This is a genomic window from Blautia hansenii, assembly GCF_013304445.1.
Lineage (GTDB): Bacteria > Bacillota > Clostridia > Lachnospirales > Lachnospiraceae > Blautia.
Window position 1 is genome coordinate 26,226 of record NZ_JAAITA010000015.1, and the last position, 21,426, is coordinate 47,651.

At 45.1% G+C, this 21,426-nt stretch carries 22 protein-coding genes and 1 other annotated feature; of the genes, 4 read left to right on the forward strand and 18 right to left on the reverse strand.

What is annotated here, in order from left to right:
• Positions 1-16: 16 nt before the first annotated feature.
• The 12 genes from G5A70_RS11100 to G5A70_RS11155 form a co-directional block, all read right to left on the reverse strand.
• Positions 17-835: a LarC family nickel insertion protein gene (locus tag G5A70_RS11100; RefSeq protein ID WP_173749709.1), complete on the reverse strand. Its 819-nt coding sequence runs from the start codon at positions 833-835 to the stop codon at positions 17-19.
• Positions 832-1,593, reverse strand: a complete 762-nt coding sequence (gene larB, locus G5A70_RS11105; RefSeq protein ID WP_173749710.1) for a nickel pincer cofactor biosynthesis protein LarB — start codon at positions 1,591-1,593, stop codon at positions 832-834. Before larB ends, G5A70_RS11100 begins: the two co-directional genes overlap by 4 nt.
• A gap of 170 nt (positions 1,594-1,763) precedes the next feature.
• Positions 1,764-2,714 (reverse strand): D-alanyl-D-alanine carboxypeptidase family protein, encoded by a 951-nt coding sequence (locus G5A70_RS11110; RefSeq protein WP_173749711.1) that lies wholly within the window; start codon positions 2,712-2,714, stop codon positions 1,764-1,766.
• Positions 2,715-2,823: 109 nt separating this feature from the next.
• On the reverse strand, positions 2,824-3,981 hold the full coding sequence (locus G5A70_RS11115) for a sensor histidine kinase (RefSeq protein ID WP_173749712.1): 1,158 nt from the start codon (positions 3,979-3,981) through the stop codon (positions 2,824-2,826).
• Positions 3,971-4,669 carry a VanR-ABDEGLN family response regulator transcription factor gene (gene vanR / locus G5A70_RS11120; RefSeq protein WP_173749756.1) on the reverse strand — a complete coding sequence of 233 codons (699 nt, stop codon included), beginning with the start codon at positions 4,667-4,669 and terminating at the stop codon, positions 3,971-3,973. The genes G5A70_RS11115 and vanR overlap by 11 nt, the downstream gene beginning before the upstream one ends.
• Before the next feature lie 2 nt (positions 4,670-4,671).
• The gene (gene folK / locus G5A70_RS11125) at positions 4,672-5,508 is read right to left on the reverse strand and encodes a 2-amino-4-hydroxy-6-hydroxymethyldihydropteridine diphosphokinase (protein WP_173749713.1); all 837 of its coding nucleotides are present in this window, start codon (positions 5,506-5,508) and stop codon (positions 4,672-4,674) included.
• A 3-nt stretch (positions 5,509-5,511) separates the two neighbouring features.
• Positions 5,512-6,324 carry a dihydropteroate synthase gene (gene folP / locus G5A70_RS11130; RefSeq protein ID WP_173749757.1) on the reverse strand — a complete coding sequence of 271 codons (813 nt, stop codon included), beginning with the start codon at positions 6,322-6,324 and terminating at the stop codon, positions 5,512-5,514.
• A 20-nt stretch (positions 6,325-6,344) separates the two neighbouring features.
• Positions 6,345-6,827 (reverse strand): HD domain-containing protein, encoded by a 483-nt coding sequence (locus tag G5A70_RS11135; RefSeq protein WP_173749714.1) that lies wholly within the window; start codon positions 6,825-6,827, stop codon positions 6,345-6,347.
• 2 nt (positions 6,828-6,829) lie between these two features.
• A complete protein-coding gene (folE, locus tag G5A70_RS11140; protein WP_207718895.1) occupies positions 6,830-7,387 on the reverse strand; it encodes a GTP cyclohydrolase I FolE in 558 nt (185 codons plus the stop codon).
• Positions 7,380-8,693, reverse strand: coding sequence for a bifunctional folylpolyglutamate synthase/dihydrofolate synthase (locus G5A70_RS11145; RefSeq protein ID WP_173749716.1), 1,314 nt, complete (start codon positions 8,691-8,693; stop codon positions 7,380-7,382). Before G5A70_RS11145 ends, folE begins: the two co-directional genes overlap by 8 nt.
• A 75-nt stretch (positions 8,694-8,768) precedes the next feature.
• Positions 8,769-10,133 (reverse strand): MATE family efflux transporter, encoded by a 1,365-nt coding sequence (locus tag G5A70_RS11150; protein ID WP_173749717.1) that lies wholly within the window; start codon positions 10,131-10,133, stop codon positions 8,769-8,771.
• A complete protein-coding gene (locus G5A70_RS11155; protein ID WP_180211140.1) occupies positions 10,123-10,572 on the reverse strand; it encodes a MarR family winged helix-turn-helix transcriptional regulator in 450 nt (149 codons plus the stop codon). Before G5A70_RS11155 ends, G5A70_RS11150 begins: the two co-directional genes overlap by 11 nt.
• Before the next feature lie 182 nt (positions 10,573-10,754).
• Here G5A70_RS11155 and G5A70_RS11160 point away from each other — a divergent pair, with 182 nt between their 5' ends.
• From G5A70_RS11160 to G5A70_RS11170, 3 genes are all read left to right on the forward strand, one after another.
• The gene (locus tag G5A70_RS11160) at positions 10,755-11,768 is read left to right on the forward strand and encodes a sensor histidine kinase (RefSeq protein ID WP_173749718.1); all 1,014 of its coding nucleotides are present in this window, start codon (positions 10,755-10,757) and stop codon (positions 11,766-11,768) included.
• 112 nt (positions 11,769-11,880) lie between these two features.
• Complete coding sequence (locus G5A70_RS11165) at positions 11,881-12,648, forward strand: ABC transporter ATP-binding protein (RefSeq protein ID WP_173749719.1); 768 nt, start codon at positions 11,881-11,883, stop codon at positions 12,646-12,648.
• Entirely contained in the window at positions 12,638-14,851 is a 2,214-nt protein-coding gene (locus G5A70_RS11170) for an FtsX-like permease family protein (protein WP_173749720.1), read from the forward strand. The genes G5A70_RS11165 and G5A70_RS11170 overlap by 11 nt, the downstream gene beginning before the upstream one ends.
• A 4-nt stretch (positions 14,852-14,855) precedes the next feature.
• Here the strand turns inward: G5A70_RS11170 and G5A70_RS11175 are convergent, their stop codons facing one another.
• The 3 genes from G5A70_RS11175 to G5A70_RS11185 all read right to left on the reverse strand — a co-directional run bounded on the left by G5A70_RS11175 (position 14,856) and on the right by G5A70_RS11185 (position 18,370).
• The gene (locus G5A70_RS11175) at positions 14,856-15,527 is read right to left on the reverse strand and encodes a response regulator transcription factor (protein ID WP_173749721.1); all 672 of its coding nucleotides are present in this window, start codon (positions 15,525-15,527) and stop codon (positions 14,856-14,858) included.
• Positions 15,528-15,545: 18 nt separating this feature from the next.
• Positions 15,546-16,586 carry a bile acid:sodium symporter family protein gene (locus tag G5A70_RS11180; RefSeq protein ID WP_173749722.1) on the reverse strand — a complete coding sequence of 347 codons (1,041 nt, stop codon included), beginning with the start codon at positions 16,584-16,586 and terminating at the stop codon, positions 15,546-15,548.
• 83 nt (positions 16,587-16,669) lie between these two features.
• Positions 16,670-16,900: a binding site (T-box leader), on the reverse strand.
• 111 nt (positions 16,901-17,011) lie between these two features.
• Positions 17,012-18,370, reverse strand: a complete 1,359-nt coding sequence (locus G5A70_RS11185) for a GntP family permease (protein ID WP_173749723.1) — start codon at positions 18,368-18,370, stop codon at positions 17,012-17,014.
• A gap of 268 nt (positions 18,371-18,638) precedes the next feature.
• On the opposite strand from G5A70_RS11185, the gene G5A70_RS11190 reads away from it, so the two are divergent.
• Positions 18,639-19,343, forward strand: a complete 705-nt coding sequence (locus G5A70_RS11190) for a FadR/GntR family transcriptional regulator (protein WP_173749724.1) — start codon at positions 18,639-18,641, stop codon at positions 19,341-19,343.
• Positions 19,344-19,443: 100 nt separating this feature from the next.
• Here G5A70_RS11190 and G5A70_RS11195 read toward each other — a convergent pair whose 3' ends face one another.
• Genes G5A70_RS11195 through G5A70_RS11205 form a run of 3 tightly spaced genes read right to left on the reverse strand, consistent with a single transcriptional unit; the run spans position 19,444 to position 21,317 of the window.
• Positions 19,444-20,094: an ABC-2 transporter permease gene (locus G5A70_RS11195; RefSeq protein WP_173749725.1), complete on the reverse strand. Its 651-nt coding sequence runs from the start codon at positions 20,092-20,094 to the stop codon at positions 19,444-19,446.
• The gene (locus G5A70_RS11200; protein WP_173749726.1) at positions 20,091-20,942 is read right to left on the reverse strand and encodes an ABC transporter ATP-binding protein; all 852 of its coding nucleotides are present in this window, start codon (positions 20,940-20,942) and stop codon (positions 20,091-20,093) included. The genes G5A70_RS11195 and G5A70_RS11200 overlap by 4 nt, the downstream gene beginning before the upstream one ends.
• A gap of 3 nt (positions 20,943-20,945) precedes the next feature.
• On the reverse strand, positions 20,946-21,317 hold the full coding sequence (locus tag G5A70_RS11205) for a GntR family transcriptional regulator (protein WP_173749727.1): 372 nt from the start codon (positions 21,315-21,317) through the stop codon (positions 20,946-20,948).
• Between the last annotated feature and the right edge of the window lie 109 nt (positions 21,318-21,426).

Here is a 21,426-nt window from a genome sequence, read left to right on the forward strand (position 1 = left end):
GAACTGTATCAAATTGTCAAACAGCGGGAGCCTCTCCCAAAACTGCCCGGACACAGTTTGCGGCTGGAAAGTCCTTTTTCCCCATTCCATAGCCGATTTTTTCCATTTTCATCTCCCTCATTCTGCCATAAGCAGAGGCAAAATAGGTGAGAATCGCCGCACCTGTAGGAGTACAGAGTTCCCCTTCCATCCTTCCCGCATTGCAGGGCACTCCCATAAGAATCCGAGCCGTGGCAGGGGCCGGAACCGGAAGTACCCCGTGAGCGCAGCGCACCTGTCCAAATCCTGTGGTAACAGGGGAAACCAGCACCTGTTCCGGCTTCAGTTCATGTATCAGCATGACGCAGCCTGTAATATCCGCAAGAGCATCTGCCGTACCCACTTCATGAAAGTGAATTTCTGTAATGTCACGGCCATGTACCTGGCTTTCCGCCTGGGCGATGATACGGTAAATATTCTTCACATCTTCTTTGACAGCCTCATCTGTCTGCAGCCGGTCAATCTGCTCTGTAATATCCTTCATCCCCGCATGGTGATGATGTCCATGGGCGTGTGTATGCCCGTGGTGGTGTTCATGCACTTCCTGAGATTCAAGTCCGCTTCCCTGTAAGGATACCTCCTCACTCTCTTCTTCGGCGCCGTCTACATGCACAGAAACGTGCGTTCCCGTAATCCCACATTTCACTGCCGGGTTTGCAGACACCTTCACATGGGGGAGGCCAGCCTGATTCAGTTTTTTCAGAAATTTTTCCCGGTCCGGAATCAGCTCCAGAAGAGCGCCCATGAGCATATCTCCGGCGGCCCCCATATTGCACTCTAAATATAAGGTTTTCATTCTTTTCTCCCCTCCAGATGATTGATCATACTTGCCAGATACCCCGCACCGAATCCGTTATCAATATTTACCACACTGATACCGCTGGCACAGGAATTCAGCATGGACAAAAGAGCGGAAAGTCCTCCGAAATTCGCCCCGTATCCTACGCTGGTGGGTACTGCAATCACCGGACAGTCTGCCATACCGCCGATGACGCTGGCCAGAGCCCCTTCCATACCTGCAATGGCTACAATCACCCTGGCACTCATAATATCCTCAATATGGTCCATCAGCCTATGCATACCCGCCACACCCACATCGTAAAGACGAACCACTTCATTTCCGTACACTTGGGCAGTCAAAGCCGCCTCTTCTGCCACCGGCATATCGCTGGTTCCTCCGGTAGCCACCACAATTTTGCCCACCCCGTCCGGTTTCGGTATTTGTCCCACAATGCCTGTCCGGGAAAGGTCGTCATAATGCAAATCCAGGGAAGCGCCCACATATTCCGCCGCCTCTTTGCTCATTCTGGTAATCAGCACCGTCTTTTCCCTTTCTTCCACCATGGCCTGGGCAATCTTTAAAATCTGTTCTTTTGTTTTTCCCGCACCGTAAATCACTTCTGCCATGCCCTGACGGATTCCCCTGTGGGTATCCAGCTTGGCAAAGCCCATTTCCTTATAAGGTTCTGTTTTTATCTGAAGCAGAGCATCTTCCGGCTTTACCTGTCCTCCGGCTACCTGCTCCAGCAAATTCTGCAGCTCTTTTTTGTCCATGTATCTCAGGCTCCTTTTCTGTTTGCTTACCTCTATCATACTCCTTAGACCCGGCTCCAGGGCAAGCATTTTTTACTCAAAGGTTTGCGTCAAACGTTTGAGCTATCCTGTTTTTCTGATTTTTCTCCTATTTGCATTACTTTATATTTTACCGGAACCTGATTTTTCTGTCAACTGCCAATGAGCGACAACTGCCGGCAGACCTCTGCCGCATCCAAAATATGGCTGGGTTCCGTCTCATGACTCCCCGGTGCGTCTGCGGTTATCAGAATATACTCCTTCCCCCCTAAGCTTAAAAGACTTCCCAGACAAAGTCCGGCTTCCGAGGTATAACCTGTCTTTCCGCCCAGAATTCCCGGCTCCGAAATTCCGTTCTGCTCCATTTCCTGGCGCATGGTGCTGTACACGGTAAATCCTTCCGGATGGGAAGCTGTGGGAGCCATGCTATGACTTTTTGCAGTGAAAATTTCATAAAACTCCTGATTTTTTAACGCATATTCCAGAAGCAGGGATAAATCCTCTGCTGTGGTGTAATGGTCTTTGTCATGAAGTCCGGTTACATTTTTAAAATTGGTATGTTTCATTCCCAGTTTCTTTGCCTTCTGATTCATCTCTTTTACAAAGGCCTCCTCCGAACCGTCGCAGACCCTTGCCAAAGCTTCACAACACTCCGCGCCTAAAGGCAGCAGAGCACCGTAAAGCAAATCCCGGTAAGAAACCTGGTCTTGAGGGGCAAAACCCGCCATGGACGCTCCCTGGGCATATAACTCCCGGAACATATCTCCGTCAAGAACCGTTGTATCATCCAGATTATCCAATTTCTCCATGGCAAGAACCACCGTCATGATTTTAGTAAGAGACGCAGGATAAATCCGTTCATCGCCCTTTTTTTCAGCCAGAATTTTTCCAGTGGAAAGGTCCGTCAGCACGGCTGCTTTGCTGGAGAGTTTTTGGAGATTTAGAGTTTCAGAGAGGACTCCTTGTTCTGTTTCCCTGTTCTTTTGCAGTAAATTTCCCACCGCCCAGGTTCCCAATGCCAGCAGCCCATACGTCACTGTCAGAAACAGGATAAACCCCATCAGCATATGCTTTCTTCTTTTCCTTCTTCGTCTTTTTGACATGAAAAACACCATCCTTTTCGTTTGTTCTACAGATTTCTCTCTGTATCTAATGTAACAAACACAAAAGAATGGTGTTTTAAGATTTTCCTGTGTATTTCCTAAGATTTTATTAATTTGAGGGTTTTTCCGGCAGTGTCACCCGAAAAACGGTTTTCTCCTGCTTACTTTCCGCCGAGATACTTCCCCCGTGAAGCTCCACAATTTCCTTTGCAATGGCAAGTCCAAGACCTGCCCCTCCCGTATTGCTTTTTCTGGCCTCATCCATACGGAAAAATTTCTCAAAAATCAAATCCAGTTTCTGCTTCGGAATGGTTTTTCCATGATTTTCAAAAGAAATCACAGCCTGTTCCCCCTGCTGCTCTCCTCTTACTACAATTTCTGTGTCCGGATAACTGTAAGCAATGGCATTTTTCAGTAGGTTATTAAAAACTCTGGCCAGCTTCTGCGAATCCGCGTACACGAAAAATTCCTGGGGCAATTCCAGACGGACCGTATTATGCCCGGATGACAACACAGGATAAAATTCTTCCGTCATCTGTATCATCATATAAGACACATCCAGATTTTCTTTTTCCAGCACCATATTCTGCAGATTATACCGGGTAATTTCAAAAAATTCCTCTATCAGACTGTCCAGACGTTCTGCCTTTCCAAGGGCAGTGTGCACATATTTTTCTCTCTGTGCAGCAGGCATATCCGGCGCCTCCTCTAAAAGATTCAGGTATCCCAGCACCGAAGTCAGGGGGGTTTTCAAATCATGGGCTAGATAGGTAATCAAATCATTCTTCTTCTGGGCCTCTTCCTTTAAGCGCCGTTCCTTTTGCTGCATGTCCGCCTTTATCTGCACAATCTGGGTACTGACCTGGGCATATTCCGAAGGAAAAATTTCTTCTGCTTCCAGTTCACTGTGCATATACTGATGAATCTTCCGGCTGGTATCCAAAAGAAGTTTCTCTGCTTTTCGCTTCTGACTGAAATAAGAGACAAACGCCAAAGACAGGGCAAAGAACGCCGCCGCCAGCAAAAAAACTTTTGCCAGAAAAGGTTTTAACACATTCCAGGCAATTTGACGCTCTACATAAGCCGTCTCCCCCTCATAAACGGTCTGCTCATACACAAACCGATGGGTAAACCAGTCCACAAAAGCCCCGTTAAAAAACACATCCGCTATATAGTAAATGGTATAGCAGATAAGGGGAACCGCTATAAGCGCAGCAAATAACCTGATATACCGAAGACGTTTGTTTCTCCGTCCTTTAGTTTTCAATTTTGTAGCCACACCCCCAGACTGTCTTAATGTACCTGGGCTTTTCGAAGGAGTCCTGCATTTTTTCCCTTAAATGCCGTATGTGAACTGTAATGGTATTGTTGCTCTTACTGTAATATTCGTCTTTCCAGATTTGATGAAACAATTCCTCGGAGCTGACTACCTTCCCCTTTTCTTCACAGAGAATTGCCAAAATGGCAAACTCCGTAGGCGTCAGGGAAAGCGGGCGTTCATTTAAAGTACACTCATGAGTTTTCTTATTCAGCACCAATCCCTTATGTGTAAGAATATCCCCTGCGTCCTGCACGGTTCCGGTATTATACCGCTTGTACCGGCGAAGCTGGGCTTTAATTCGCGCCACCAGTTCCAACGGCAGAAAAGGCTTTGTCATATAATCATCTGCCCCCAGAGCCAGACCGTTAATCTTATCCAGTTCCCCATTTTTGGCCGTAAGCATAATAATGGGATAATTATGTTTTTCCCGGATTTTCCTGCAAAGGGTAAGACCGCTGATATCTGGCATCATAATATCCAGGACAGCCAAATCCGGCACTTCGGTCTCAATGCAGGCCAGAGCCTCTTTGGAATCGTAAAACTTCCGTACTTGAAAACCCTCATTTTCCAGGTAGACCTCTATCAAATCTGCGATTTCCTGTTCATCATCTGCAACCAGTATCTTTTCTTTCATCATCAGCCCTTTTCTTCCAATTCACACAAAAGCTGTGTCATGGTTTTTCCTAAAAGAGGGTGTCTTTTATACGGTGCAATTTCACACATGGGTTTTAATACGAAATCCCGAAGCTGCATTTCCACATGGGGAATGATTAAATCCTCTGTTTCCAGTACTTCGTCATCGTACAGAAGAATATCCAAATCCAGGGTTCTGGGTCCCCAGTGAACCAACCGTTCTCTGTGGGCATTTTGTTCAATTTCATGCAGACGTTCTAAAAGCTCCTGAGGGGACAGCAGGGTTTTCAGTTTCAGGCAGGCATTTAAGAAATCATCCTGCTCCACACCCCCATAAGGCTCTGTCACCAGATAGGAAGATACCTTTTCCACCTGGCAGTCTTTTGCGCTGTCCAGTTCTTTGATAGCCTGATTTAAATAGCCCTCCTTATCTCCCAGATTAGAGCCGAGGGCCAGATAAGCCGTGTGCCAGAACCGGGTAATTTTCACGGAAACCGTCTCCAGAGGCAGTCCCACCGGCGCCCAGGGCTTTTTCAGTTCCAGTGTCACACCTTTTAAAAGAGGATACTGTAGCAGCACCGTTTCTGCCAGGTCTTCTGCTGCCGCCTCAATGAGTTTCCGGGGATGTTCTTTTGTATAGGCCGTCATAAAGCTGCTGACTTCCCCGTAATGCACAGATTCTTCCAGACAGTCCGTTTTCCCTGCCTTTCTGGTATCCACATACATGGTAAGGGAAATCACAAATTTCTGTCCCAGACTGGTTTCCTCCGGAAAGACTCCGTGATTCGCAAAGACTTCCAGATTTTCCACATGAATTTCATCATACTGCAATGTTTTCATGGCTTATTTTCCTTCCCTTAAAATGGCCTGCGTCATGCGGATAGCCCTTAAATTTTCTTTTACATCGTGGACACGGACAAAAGCTGCCCTTTTCTGTACTCCCAGAACCGTAGTCACTAAAGTACCCTCCACGCGCTCGTCAGAAGGCAAGTCCAGAGCCGTTCCGATAACGGATTTCCGGGAAGTGGCCAACAGTACCGGATAGCCTAATTCCACCAGACGTTCCAGATGATGAATGGCCATCAGATTGTGCTCATATGTTTTTCCGAATCCCACGCCTGGATCCAGAATGATTTTGTCATCGGCAATGCCTGCTTTTTTCGCAATAGCCAGAGACTCCCGCATATCCTGGCACATATCGTCTAAAAAGTTGTTGTATTCCGCTTTCTCCCGGTTGTGCATCAAACAGCAAGGCACCTGATATTCGGCAATCAGTTCGGCAACTTTTGCGTCATATTTCAGTCCCCAGATATCATTCACCAGGTCAGCCCCTACCTTTAAAGCCGCTTCCACTACTTCTCCTTTATAGCTGTCAATGGATACCGGAATGTCAAATTCCTTTTTTACCATTTCAATCACCGGCACTACCCGGTCAATTTCTTCCTGAATGGAAATCTGCACATGACCGGGGCGGGTGGATTCTCCGCCAATATCAATAATGGCCGCACCTTCCGCAATCATATCTGCTGTGTGCTTTTTTGCCTTTTCTATATCATTCCACTTGCCCCCGTCAGAAAAAGAATCCGGGGTTACATTGAGAATTCCCATAATGGAACAGTCCTGTTCCACATCAAACATACGATTTCCGATTTTCATCATAAGAAGTTCCTCCTAGCTTACACCTCTATGGTAAGATTTTTCTTTTCTGTGCTCCATTTACATTCTGCCTGTGCCGAACAAAAGAGACAGGTCCTGGATTTCTTGTCTGCGCGGTATAAGAGTCCCGCCAAATCCGCTCTGGTTCCGGTATCTGCTGTTCTGTGGCCGGAAATTGCCTCCAGAATTGCGTTTTCTTCTTCTTTCGTATAGCCGCAGTCCGGCAGAATCTTTTCTGCCAGAAGCTGGCTTCCCTGGTCATGGGGTATGTTTTGGGTGTATTCCAGCCCTCTGCCGATGTCGTGAAGCAGGGCAGCACCATATATCAGTTCCTTATCCAGAGCCAGACCTTTTTCCAGATTTTCAATATAGGCCAATCTTGCCACATCTAAAAAATGCGCCACATCATGCCCGCAGAAAACCCGCTCTTTTTCCAGTTCCTGTATCTTGGCCACCGCCTGCTGCCACAGCGCATGACTGCAGATTTTATTTACTCTGTCCATATTTACCGTCTTTCCAGCATACGGTAGAAATTGTTCTGCAGCTTTTCATTGTCATCAAAGACGCCTCTGGTAACCACAGTAACCGTTTTTGTACCCGGTTTTTTAATGCCTCTCATAGTCATACACATATGCTCTGCTTCTACAAGCACCATAACGCCCTGAGGTTTCAGCTCCTCCATAAAAGCATCCGCCACCTGCGCGGTCAGACGTTCCTGAAGCTGAAAACGCTTTGCAAACACTTCCACGGTTCTTGCCATTTTGCTCAGTCCCACCACTTCGCCATTTGGAATATAGGCAATGGCTGCGGTACCGTAGAAAGGCAGCATATGGTGTTCGCAGAAGGAATAAAAAGGAATATCCTTTTCCAATACCATATCGTTGTTATCTACATGAAATCTCTTTTTCAGGTGTTTTGCCGCATCATCTGTATAGCCTGCTGCCAGTTCCTTATACATTCTGGCAATCCGGTCCGGAGTCTCTAAAAGTCCCTCCCGGTTAATATCTTCTCCGATTCCTTCCAGAATCAGTCTTACGCCTTCTTCGATTTTTTCTTTATCCATTTTGTTCTTCGTCATTTTCCTTACCCTCACATGAAATTGCTTTTACTGCGTCCTTTAAAAAAGACAGGGAACCAAAGATAATCACTGCGTCTTCTTTGTCCGCGCGTTCCAGAGTCTTTTGGACTGCTTCTTTGATACTTTTGGCCGCCTCCACAGACGGATTCACCTCTGCCACCGCATCCCGCAGTTCTTCAGCCGGCAGGGCACGGGGATTTCCCGGTGTTTCCACGGTTATAATGTCCTTTGCATAAGGTGCGGTCAATGCAATGATTTTCCGGTAGTCTTTATCCCTAAACACACCGAAAATATAGTGCAGGTTTCTGTCCTTGTAATACAGTTCTATGGAACGCTTTAATTCCAGAGCTGCAGCCGGATTGTGCGCACCGTCCAGAATCACATCCGGATTTTGGGCAATCCGTGTAAATCTGCCTCTCCAACAGGCCTTGTGCATACCTGCCCGAACCTGCTCGTCAGAAAGAAGGAAGCCTATTTCCCGCAAAGCCTCCACAGCCTCCAGCGCCAGAGCGCCATTCTCCACCTGATAACTTCCGGCCAGGGAAATTCTCACCTCTTCCCATTTGCCGTAGGTAAAACTCTGCCCGGAAAGTCCATAGGAAATCTGGCTTATCTGTTCCTGCTTTACCGTCCGCAGGCAGCAATGCTGCCTTTTGCAGGTTTCTTCTATCACTTTTTGGGCTTCTTCCTTCTGGGCTGCACAGACTACCTGGGTATGGGGCTTAATAATGCCCGCCTTCTGCACGGCAATTTTCTCCAGGGTATCTCCCAGAAATTCCATGTGGTCCATACTGATAGAGGCAATGACCTCCAAAAGTGTGGTAGTAATCACATTGGTAGCGTCCAGAGCCCCTCCAAGCCCTGTCTCCAGCACTACCACATCACATTTTTTCTCCTTAAAATAGAGAAAAGCCAGAGCAGTCTCCACCTCGAAAATCGTAGGTGTTCCCGCATGCTGCTCCGCCATATCTTTCACAGCCTCTGAAATGGCTGTCACATGACGGGCAAGAGATTCTTTTTCAATTTCTTTCTCATCGACCTGAATCCGCTCCCGATAAGAAAACAGTGTAGGGGATATGTACCTTCCTGTGCGATATCCCGCGCCGGACAGTATCGTTGAAAGATAAGCCAGCACAGACCCTTTCCCATTTGTTCCGGAAATGTGGATAAACTTTAAATCTTCCTGGGGATTACCAAGTCTGACCAGCAGCTCTTTCATATTCTCCAAGCCAAGTACACTTCCGTATTTGGAAATTTCGTCCAAATATACTCTTGCTTCTTCGTAATTCATATTACTCCTATCCGAGACGGTTTCCCACCTCTTAATCTATTACAACCCCTATTATATCCCTTTTTCCCCCATATCTCAACGGGATATTTCAGCAAGTGCCTTTTTAAATTGACGGGCAAAAAGAACCACCGTAAAAATCACGGCAAACGTGTCTGCCACCGGCTCTGCCATATAGACTGCTTTCGTCTTATCCCCGTCAAAAATCAAGGGCATAAGGTAAATCAGAGGAATCAGGAGCACAAATTTTCTCATAACGGCTACTAGGATAGAGGCCTTTGCGTTTCCGATAGACATAAAAGTCATCTGACACGCCATCTGAATACCGAAAATAAACAGAGCGGCCATATAGACACGCAGCGCGGTCTCTGTAAAATTCATCAGGGTTCCGTCAGAAGTAAACATTCCGGCAAAAGCCCTTGGGAACAGCATCACCAGTCCCCACAGCAGCAGGGAATAAAACAAACTGACTTTCAAGAGCAGACGGAACGCCGATTTTACACGTTTTTCATTGCGGGCACCGTAATTATAACTGATAATGGGCTGCGCTCCCTGTCCCAGTCCCTGCAGCGGCAACATGGCAAACTGCATCACACTGGTAAGAATCGTCATGGCGCCTACGGCAATATCTCCGCCGTATCTCTGCAAAGAAGAGTTAAAACAGATGGAGATAATACTTTCACTGGCCTGCATAACAAAAACAGAAGAACCCAGAGCAATACACGGAAAAATGACCGTCCTCTGCAGTTTCAGATTCTTCTTCTGAATACGCAGGAATGTTTTCTTTCCGAAAAGAAATGCCATTACCCAGATACAGGATAATCCCTGAGAAAGGATGGTGGCAAGGGCCGCTCCTTTTACCCCCATGTCCAGACCAAAAATAAAAATGGGGTCCAGGACAATATTGGCAACTGCACCAATCAGCACAGACAGCATACCCGTCTTCGCAAATCCCTGAGCTGTAATAAAAGCGTTCATACCAAGGGTAAGCTGTACAAAAATAGTTCCCAGTGCATAAATATTCATATAGCTGACACCGTACTCAATGGTATCCTCACTGGCCCCGAACGCCATGAGAAAATCTCGGTTCCAAAGCAGCAGCACGGCTGTTAAAATAGTGGAAATCACTATCTGCAAAGTAAAGCAGTTGCCCAAAATTTTCTCTGCAGACTCATTGTCACCTTTCCCCATGGCAATAGAAGCTCTGGGAGAACCGCCGTTTCCAACCAGTGCTGCAAAGGCAGACACAATCATAATCAGAGGCATGCAGACTCCCACTCCGGTCAGCGCCATGGCCCCCGCCTTAGGAATATGTCCGATATAAATACGGTCTACAATGTTGTAAAGCATGTTGATAATCTGCGCGGCAACCGTGGGCAGCGCCAGATTTAAAAGCAATTTTCCAATGGGCTGTGTACCCAGAAAATCTTTGTCACTTTTCATGAAAACTCATTCCTTTCTCAATATTTTCCATAAGCTGTCTGTTGATTCTCTCGTATATCTCTTTTTCTTCTCCGGAAAGACCGGCAAAAAGCTGCTCCTCAAACTTTTGATTCACCTTTTCAATTCCGCTGCAAATGGGAATTGCCGCCTCCTCCAAAGACAAATGCACTTTTCTGCGGTCCGTTGTATCAGCGTTTCGTTTTACAAGCCCTTTTTTTACCAAAAGTTCCACGCCCTGTGATACATTTCCCTTGGGAAGCCTTCGCAGCTCCACAATCTCTGCAGCAGTATCCTTTCCCGGATTGTTATACAGAAATCCGATAATGGCGATTTCTATCTGTGAAAGCCCATATTCTCCCCGAATATTTTCCAGACACTGCTCATACAGCTTTGTCACACACCGCATCAACAGCCGCATATCTGATGCTTCCGGCCTCATTTTCCACCTCTCCTTTCCCGTTGCTGATAGTTTTAAAAAGAACCGTTTTACAAAGAACTATTATAGGCCTTTTTTCTTTTTTGTCAAGACTTTGCCATATTGAGAAAATCTCTCCTGCACAGTATAATAGAGTAACAGAAAGACATCTTTAGGAAGACAGACAACAGGAAAGGGGATACCTTATGCGCGTAAAACAATATCTGAGAAATCAACTGCCCGTTATTTTTATCCATGTTTTGGGTATGCTGGCACTTGCCCTGTTTTTACTGGCCAATGGCAATGCCGTACAGACGGTTCTGTTTATTCTTATGGTCTGGCTGCTTGTTTTGCTTTCATACTTAGTCATTGTCTGCTGTATGCAAAAGACTCGTCTGAACAAATTGTTGGACATGGCAGAGCAGTTAGAGGAACGGTACTTAATACCGGAAATCATGGCTGTACCGGAGAAAGCCGCCGAGCAGGTCTTCTACCAGATTATGAAAATGGCAGAAAAATCTATGATTGAAAAAATAGGGGAAATCCAACGGGAACGAAAAGAATATAAGGAATACATCGAGCAGTGGATACATGAAGTCAAAACCCCAATCACAGCCATGAAGCTGCTTTGCGAAAATAACCGTTCCTCCTTTACCCGAGAACTGCTGGCAGAATTGGAAAATGTCCAGCAATTTACAGAACAGGCGCTCTACTATGCCCGTAGTGAACATACAGAAAAAGATTACTCTATACGGGAAATCCAGCTAAGTGATGTGGTACATAACGCCATTGCAGACAACAAATATCTTTTGCGGCAGAGCAATATGAGAATTACTGCAGACAACCTGGAGCACTGTGTTTATACGGATGATAAATGGATACGGTTTATTTTAAACCAGCTTATCAGCAATGCTGTCAAGTATGGTACAGAACAGCCGGCTTTACACTTTTTTACGGTAAGAAAGCAGGAGCATATTCTTTTATGTATAGAAGACAACGGAATCGGCATACCCCCAGGCAACCTGCCCCGCATTTTCGAAAAAGGCTTTACCGGACAGAATGGGCGAACCGGCAGAAATTCCACTGGAATTGGGCTGTATCTGTGCAAGCGTCTTTGTGATAAGCTTGGAATTGGGCTGACTGCTTACTCGAAAGAAAAAGGGACAACTCTTACGCTGTCTTTTCCTGTCAACGATTTTGTTACCGGGGTACAGAACTGACAGGCTCTGCAATTCTTACATTTCTGTAAGAACTGTGTAAGAAAACCTGATACAAAAAAATTCCCAGGCCATTTATAATCCAATACAGAAAAGACTTAAGGAGGTCAGACACATGAGTACCATTTTGAAATTGGAACATATCCAAAAATACTATGGCAATGAAGGGAATATCACGAAGGCCATTCAGGATATCAGCTTTTCCGTTGAGGCCGGAGAATTTCTCGGTATTATGGGGGCGTCCGGCTCCGGAAAAACAACGCTGCTTAACTGTATCTCTGCTATTGATACCGTAAGCGCAGGCCACATTTATTTAGAAGGAACAGACATTACGGAGATAAAGCCAAAGTCTCTTGCCCGGTTTCGCAGAGAAAACTTAGGTTTTGTCTTTCAGGACTTTAACTTATTAGATACCTTGACAATTTCCGAAAACATTGCCCTGGCTTTGGCCATTCATAAAACCCCGGCTCAGGATGTGGAACCCCGCATTTGGGATATGGCGCAAAAGCTGAATATCTGTGATATTCTAAACAAATATCCCTACCAGGTATCCGGCGGCCAGAAACAGCGCTGCGCCTGTGCAAGGGCTCTCATCAACAATCCCAGGCTGCTTTTGGCAGACGAACCCACAGGAGCTTTGGACAGCCATTCCTCTCAAATGCTTTTGTCCACCATGCAAGGTATCCACGAACAGATGGGCGCTACGATTCTCATGGTAACCCATGACGCTTTTACAGCCAGCTATGCCAATCGTATCCTCTTTCTCAGGGACGGAGAAATCTTCACGGAACTGTGTAAGGGACATGACAGCAGAAGTGCTTTTTTCAATAAAATTCTGAATGTCCTTACCATGATTGGAGGAGGGCAAAGCCATGTATGTTAAACTTGTTCTCAAAAATGCCCGCCGGTCTGTAAAAGACTATTTAATCTACATTGTAACCATGACTATCTGCGTTGCCCTGTTTTATTCTTTCCTGTCCATTGCCAGCAGCTATTACAGGCCGGATATAGGAAGTGAATACGACTTCACACTCTTAAGTGACGGCTTGAAAGCAGCCATTTGCCTCATTACATTGCTTGTGCTGTTTTTGATACATTTTGTCAATCGTTATATGCTTCAGCGCAGGCAAAAAGAATTTGCAGTGCAGTCCGTCATGGGTATGGAACAAAAAATCATTGGCAGGATTTTCTTTGCCGAAACCTTTCTCATGGGAACACTCTCTATTGTGATTGGAATTTTCCTTGGTGTGTTCTGTTCCCAATTTATCACTGCCCTGCTGCTGACCTCCTATGGGAAAAGTTATGAATTGACATGGATCCTGTTTCCAGATACGGTTTTGCTGACTGTCTGCTTCTTTGTATGCAGTTTCCTGCTTGTGGGGATGTGGAATATCCACGCCATCCAAAAGGCAAAAATAATGGATATGCTTTTATCAGGCAGGGAAAACGAGCCTGCATTAAAAAGGAGTCGTTGGATTTCTGGTGTGATCATCCTCTTTGAAGGATTGTCCGTGTGGATGCTCCTTACAGGAATACAAAAAGTCTGGTTTTACTATGACTCCCGATTCGCCCTTCCTGTACAAATCATGTTCTGGGGAAACATTCTCTTTCCGGCCATGACTCTGCTTTGGTCTGTGCTGTGCCTGATAAAAAAGAAAAAAGCAAGTGATTCTACACTGCTTTCAGGTTTGCTTGTATGCTCTGTTCTAAATGCATGCACAGCAGCCAGTGTCCCCGCATTGACAAAGGAATACTATCTGGCCTTAGGCAGCGGAACCATCCATCAATATCTGGTATTTGTCCTGATGGATTTGCTTTTCTTTATTTGTGCTTTCCTTTACCTTGCCGGCAGCTTCCTTTTGGCCTGGAAAGAGAAATCGTCCAAACACAGATACCGCCAGGAAGCTCTTTTCTTTTTTGGACAGATTTTATCGAAGCTGAATACAACCAGCAAGACCATGACTCTTATCTGTATAACCTTAGTGCTTGCTGTTTTTCTGTTCATTGCGGCCCCCATTTTGGTGAATTGGGCTTCCGGTTATCTGGATATACGCTCTATGTATGATGTGCAGATTTATTCCGGATACAACGACGTATATGAAGAAGAAAATCTGCCCCATGATACTTATAACCTGGTGACAGATTTTTTGGCAGAACACAAGCTTGAAGCGGCATACGACTGCACTTTTCATCTATACCTTCCAAACAAAGATGATTTTCACAGCCGCTCAAAATACGATTTTCCTGTTGCGGCAATTTCTTTAAGCGACTACAATGCCATACGGGAAATGCTTGGATATACTCCTGTTTCTCTGGCAGAAAATGCGTTTACCACGCAGTGGAAGTCCATTGCAGAGACGGAAGAAATAGACCGCTTTCTGGAAAGTCATACCCATGTTGCAACAGACGCCGGAACATTAACGCTCTCTAAGCAGTCCTTTTATGAAGACCCCATTGGGGAAACGGCCTACAATTCCTATACCAATGTCCTTTATGTGTTCCCGGATAAGGTGTGTGAGCGCTTGCTTCCGGTTATGCAAAACCGCTATATTACAACAAAGGAAACGATTTCTTATGAAAACGCCCGCCAACTGGAAAAAATTTTCACAGCAGAATATCCAGAAGAGACAGATAAAGAAACCAGTTATGGAATTCGTTTAAGCACCCTGCAGATTAATAGCACAAAAGCAAGTAATTTCATCTTACAGGCTGCAATGCTTTATGGTGCTGTGGTACTCATGGTGATTTGCCTTACGATACTTTCCCTGCAGCAGCTTTTGGACGCAGACCAGTACAAATACCGCTTCTCCGTACTTAGAAAATTAGGCGTGGAGGAGCCGCGTATACAGAAACTGGTGCTGAAGCAGTTAGGTGTCTGGTTTGGCCTTCCAGTCCTTGTAGCTGTCATAGTTGCTGCTGTTGTGATTGCCTATTTTGTACAATCTATATCAGCAGAAATCTCTGCGTATATTGGGGTTACCGCCTTGCTGCTGCAGGCAGGCACAACTGTAAGTATTCTGGCCGGTTTATTCCTCTGCTATTTTATAAGTACATGGATACTTTTCAGCCGCTCCATCCATTCATAAGGCATTATATCCGGTATCCCTGTCTGTGTTTTGTAATAATAAAGTCTTGTACTCCCATGCAGGAAAGTTTCTCCCGGATACGATTGATATTCACGCTCAGGGCATTGTCATCTGCGTAAAGACGGTTGTCCCACAGGTATTCTATCAAATCCCCTCTGGCGCAGATACTTCCTGCATGGCAAAACAGATAATATAAAATTTTCACTTCATTTTTTTTTGTCAATTCTACACTCTCTTCTCCCCTGGATATGGTGCTGTCCTCCAGATGAAGGGTGACACCTCTGTGTGTCAGACAGGTATTCTGTTCCCTTGGATAGGCTTTTTTGAGAAGGGAATCCATTTTTGCCAGAAGAATGGCTGTATGATAGGGTTTTGTGATAAATGCATCTCCTCCCAGCATAATGCTGTTCAATTCATCCATATCTGTGCTGCAGCTGGTGACAAACACAATGGGCACAGCGGAAAAGCTGCGGATTTTCGCACATAGGGAAAATCCATCTTCTCCTGGCAGTTTAACGTCCAGGAGAATTAAATGGGGGGAAAATTGCTTTACCGTTTCTATGGTTTGACGGAAATCTTCCACAGCCTGCACCTCATATCCGTGGCCTTTTAAAAGTGTTTTCAGTTCTTTTTGTATGACAGAATCATCTTCTATAATCAAAATTTTATAGTTCATTTTCAGAATTCCTTTAAATCATTCATTTTCAGAAAGAATGGCTCCGCTTCCCACCGTGCTTTCTGCTTTTTCTTTTTTACGGTCAAGACCTGCAAAGAAACCGGCAATCAAGGTTCCGGAAATGGAATGCCATACACAGGATACCGCACAGATAATTGCGGACTGCGGGGTGCTGGCAAACTGTGCCGTAGTAGTGGCCAGGTTGGTGGCAAGTCCCGCATTCTGCATACCCACTTCAATAGAGATTGTTCTTTTCTTCGCAGTGTTCATGCCTGTCAGTTTACCGGCACCGTAGCCCAACAGATAGCCCAGTCCGTTATGAAGCAGAACAGCTACAAAAATGACAACACCTGAGTTGAAGAAGTTTGCGCTCTGTGAAGAAATGACACCGCCTACTACGCAGGCCAGACCCAATACAGCAACACCGGGCATCATTTTCTGGATATTCTGGAAAGTCTTTTTCTTTCCCCAGAGATAGTTAAGAAGAAATCCTACGGCAATAGGAAGAATCACGGTTTCGATAATGGACACAAACATGGGCAGCCCCTGAATATTGATTTTTGTTCCGCTTGCCAGAAAAGAAACCAGAAGCGGTGTCATAATCGGGGACAGCAGTGTGGATACCGTAGTCATGCCCACAGAAAAGGCCACGTCACCGCCGCACAGGTAGGACATGATATTGGAGGAAACTCCCCCCGGACAACAGCCTACTAAAATCAGTCCCAGGGCAATGCCATCCGGCAAATGCAGGGCACGGCTGACCGCAAAAGCCAGAAACGGCATAATCAGATATTGGGCAGCTGCACCGATACAGATATCCAGAGGACGCTGCGCCAAAATTTTAAAATCCTGGGTCGTCAGTGTCAGTCCCATACTGAACATGATAATTCCGATAATCAAAGACTGGCTGGTAAATTTATTGCCCACCATATCTGTAAACAACTGGAAGTTGACCCAGCCCATCAGCCCCGGAAGGAAAAAGGTGACAACCGCTATGGCAATCACCACGGCCGAAGTGTAATTGGATAGAAATTTGCTTGCTTTTTGTAATGCTTTCATAGAAATCCTCCTTCTTCTGTGCAAACACCCAAGAAAAGTTTCATGAACTTTCACACGACAAAAAGCCCCCTCCGGCTCTTGCCGAAAGGGACGAATATAATCCGCGGTACCACCCTCATTCTGCAGATTTCCTGCAGCGCTCACATACTTCATATGTTTTCCCTTTAACGGAGGATTCCGGCTGAACCTACTGCTTCTTTCAGTCAGCTCCTTAGGGAGGATATTCACATTTCCCGCTATATCTGCTTTCACCAAACGCAGACTCTCTGAAATACCGTTCTGAAATATGACCTTGTTCCCTTCATCGGATTTCGGTGTTTTATCACATTAATATGTTGTAATTGATTTAATAACCATTATAGCCCTGATTTCTGAAATGTCAACTACTTTTTTTATTTTCCGCCATTTTCCTTTCATCATGGAGCTTATGCAAACATAGAAACGACCAGTCCTACAAGCAAACTTGTAACACCTACGATTGTCTCCATAATGGTCCAGGTTTTCAATGTAGTCTTTTCATCAATTTCCAGAAATGTTCCCACCAGCCAGAAACCTGCATCATTCACATGACTCAAAGCCGTAGCTCCCCCGCAGATAGCCAGACACATAGCCCCGCGGTACAACATATTCTCTCCCATGACCGCCGGCATAGAAGCCATGATACCTGATGCCATAGTAATGGCTACAATAGAACTTCCTACAGACGCTCTCACAAGAAGCGCAATGAAAAAAGCCACAAGTATCAGAGGTAAGTCACTGTTCTCCAGCATAGGTCCAATCACATTTCCCAGGCCGGAATCCTGAAGCATCCAGCGGATAACACCACCGCTGGCAATCACCAGAAGAATCATGCCAACCGGGCGCAAAGAGTGCTCCAGTATCTGCTTCAACTGACTTTTGGACATTCCTCTCCGTATTCCAAGAAAATACATAGAGAATAAAGTAGCTATCGTAAGTGCCAGAAAAGGTTCTCCTAAAAATTTCAATCCATCTTTAACTTCTTGTGGAAAAGGCATGTATTCTGCAAGTGTACTGCAAAGAATCAATACCAGCGGCACCAGAATAACCCCCAGCACAAGTCCGAAAGAAGGAAAGGTTTCCTCCTTTTCATCATGAATTTCCTTTACATTCTGGGGTAACTCGGTAAAAATCTTATTTCCAATAAATCTGCCCCAGATAATTCCTGCTGTGGTCATGCTGAGAATTGCTGTAGGAACGCCAAGTAAAATCATAGTTCCCAGATTTACGCCAAGAGCATCGGAGACCAGCACAGACGCAGCAGAAGGCGGCACGAAGGCATATCCGCTGGCCAATCCTGCCAGAAGAGGAATCGCATAATACAGGGTGGACTTTCGGGTCTGCTTTGCCACGCTGAAAACCAGCGGAATCAATACCACAACTCCGGCTTCAAAAAATACTGTAGTTCCAATGACCAGTCCGGTGATAGCCAGCGCTGCCCCTGCCTTTTTCTGTCCAAATCTGTTGATTAACGTCTGGGCAACTACTCTCGCACCTCCGCTGGATTCCAGAATGCCTCCAAACATAGAGCCAAGTCCTACCAGTAAGGCAATTCCCTGAAGGGTTTCTCCCACTCCCTTTTCCACAGTCTCAGAAATCATAGACAGCGGCATGCCTGCTCCGATTCCAATGAGAATAGCGGAAATCATCATAGATAACACCGGGTGCAATTTCATTTTGATAATAAGCACCAGCAAAACTACAATTCCAACTGCGGCAGCCACCATCAGTCTTGTTGGGTCGGCTGTAAATGTTGTATCTGCCATTTTTGTATTCCTCCTAAATCATCTGATGTTTTTTCATGTTTTTTTTGATTTTCACTTTGTTTTTTTGTTTTTACTTCATTGCAATCTATTTATTCTCCAAATTCATCCGATGTTTAACATTATAATTTTTTCATTTGCAAAAAACAACATCGTAATTTTATCCAATTTTCACTTTTGTTTTTTGTGCATTTTCACGATTTGACAAGAAATCTCCTTCTACTTTATTATATAGAACAAAGGATACATTTAAAAGAAACGAGGAAAACGTATGACCAATCCGATCTCACCAGACGCTTTAGATGAAAAAAGTCTTCCGCAGAAAATAGCCGAGGATATCATTGCATTGATTTTAGAAGAACATCTGCAGCCCGGAGACAAGCTGCCTAACGAATCAAACCTGTCGAATCGGCTCCATGCCGGGCGCAGTTCCATTCGTGAAGCCATGAAGCTTCTCGCTTCCCGAAATATTGTCACTATCCGTCAGGGTTCCGGAACTTATGTAGCTGCTTCTCCCGGAATGGTAGAAGACCCTCTTGGTTTCACTTTTATAGGCGATAAAAAGAAACTGGTGGCAGACTTGCTGGACGTACGCTTTTTACTTGAACCTTCCATTGCTGCAATGGCTGCAAAATGGGCAGATGAAAACGACATCCGGAAAATCACTGCTTTGTGCAGCGAAGTGGAAGATTTACTGCTCCAACAGAAAAATCACATTCAAAAAGATATTGAATTTCATACGGCCATTGCCATGAGCAGCAAGAATCTGGTGGTTCCCCGCCTGATTCCTGTCATTAACAGTTCTATTCCTTTGTTTGTGGAAATAACCAAAAGCCGTCTCTACACAGAGACGATAGAAACTCACAGGGAAATCACAGAAGCTATCTGCGCCCACGACTCTGTCCGTGCGCAGGATGCCATGTACTTGCATTTAGTCTATAACCGGCGACTGATTCAGAAAATGGCAGAAACCTGATATTTTCTGGCCCGCAGATAAAAAGAGAGACTTCTCAGCAGCCCTCCAGGGTCTATCTGAAAAAAGTCTCTCTTCGCTCATTGCTAAAAATATTTTTCCTCTACAGCTCTTTTTTCTCCATAATTTTGACACTGATACTGTAGGAGATTCCCAATGCCAGTACACACAACACGATACTGCCCAAAATATATCCCCATACGGGAATATCTGCCAAAAATCCCACGGCTTTCTCTGCTTCTATGCTAAGATGAAGCAGACGATTGAGCACAGCTATACTTCCCATTACTGCTATCACAATAGCAAAGAGAAAAATTCTTCCCTTTTCACTCCCAAATTTCAGTTGTATGGGAATCATAATTGCAAAAAAAACTATCATAATTACAGCTGTGACTCCTCCTTGAACAAAATAGGGAATCATCAGAAAATCATCATGGAATATGCCATATCCTATACCCAAAAGCTGGCATAACACCAAAGTTCCAACTCCACAGATTATGCCGTACACATATTTTTCTCCTGCGTATTCTCTTCTGCTAACCGGAAGAATCAGCAAAAAGGGCAGGCTATTGTCAATCTCATCATAACTGATAGTAGATATGGTAAAAAAGCAGAAGCCAAAAGGCAGATAGACGGTAAGAAAACCCACATTGCCTCCGGCCAGCGCCGGAATCATTCCAATCAGCAGCAACATCAAAAAAAATCTTCGCTGTCCCTTCATCAGGGCAAAATCTTTCAGTAATAATCCTTTCATATTGCTTCTCCCTTCACCATCATGGCAATCACTTCGTCCACGTTTCCCTTTTCTAACGCAAGGTTAGGATAATTTTCCATATAAAACTGCTTTTCTCTGGTCAGACAACGATAACCATAGCTTTCTTTCATTACCCGCAGCAAATACTGTTTTTCCATGGCATCGAACTGGCTCTGTGTCACCTTTAAAATACCGTACTGCCCCAGCAGTACATCCATTTCCTCATGAAGTACAATCTCTCCGTTGTCTATCATATACAAATCATCACAAAGCCCCTCCAAATCTGTAGAAATATGAGAGCTAATCAAAATGGTTCTCTCTTCGTTTTCCTCCATGTAGGCCCGCAGCATATCCAACAACTCTTCTCTGGCCAGAACATCCAGTCCGGTGGTGGGCTCATCCAAAAGCAGTAAATCTGCTTTATGAGTAATGGCTGCCAGAATTTTCGCCTTTGCCAGCATACCTGTGGAAAACTCTTTGATTCTTTTGTCTGCCGGAAGTTGATAGCGGCGGCAGTATTCCCGGAACATGGCTCTGTCAAACCGGGGGTACATCCGGGAAAGCACGGTTTCCATATCTTTCATCGTAAGATATGTATTAAATCCCCCATTTGCCAGCACCACTCCCATCCGCTGCTTTTCCGCTTTTGTCCAGGTATGTATCTCCTTTCCGAAAACCTCTATGCTTCCTCCGTCTATGGAAATCAGCCCTAAAACAGATTTAAAGGTTGTGCTCTTTCCCGCACCGTTGGAGCCCACCAGTCCGGTAATGCAGCCTGCGGGAATTTCCATGGAACAATTTAACTCAAAGGTTCCGTAAGACTTTCTTAAATCTTTGATTTTCAACATACTCTATTCCTCCATAATCAGGTCGAAAACTGCCCGGATATCTTCCTCTGTCATGCCGTACCTTCTGGCTTTCTCTATGGCATGCTCAAATTCTGCCTCTATTTCCTTCTGCTGCTCCTGCAGCTTGGCATCCCGGTTGGCCTGGGCCACATAAGTCCCCTTTCCGTGTACGGTAATGGTAAAGCCTTCTGCCTCCAGGGTATCGTAAGATTTCTTTACTGTGAGGGCGCTGATTTTCAATTCTTTTGCCAGACCGCGCACAGAAGGAAGAATCTCTCCCGGATTTAATTCTTCGTTTAATATCATAGTTTTTATCTGGTCCACGAGCTGCTCGTAAATGGGGACCATGGATGAGTGATGGATTATAATCTTCATGGTTTTCCTCCTCTTGCAAACAGTATATAACAGCATAGAACTGTTGTCAACTGTTTTATACTGTTATATACTGTTTTTTATTTTTTAAGAGAAAAACCGCTGCGACAGA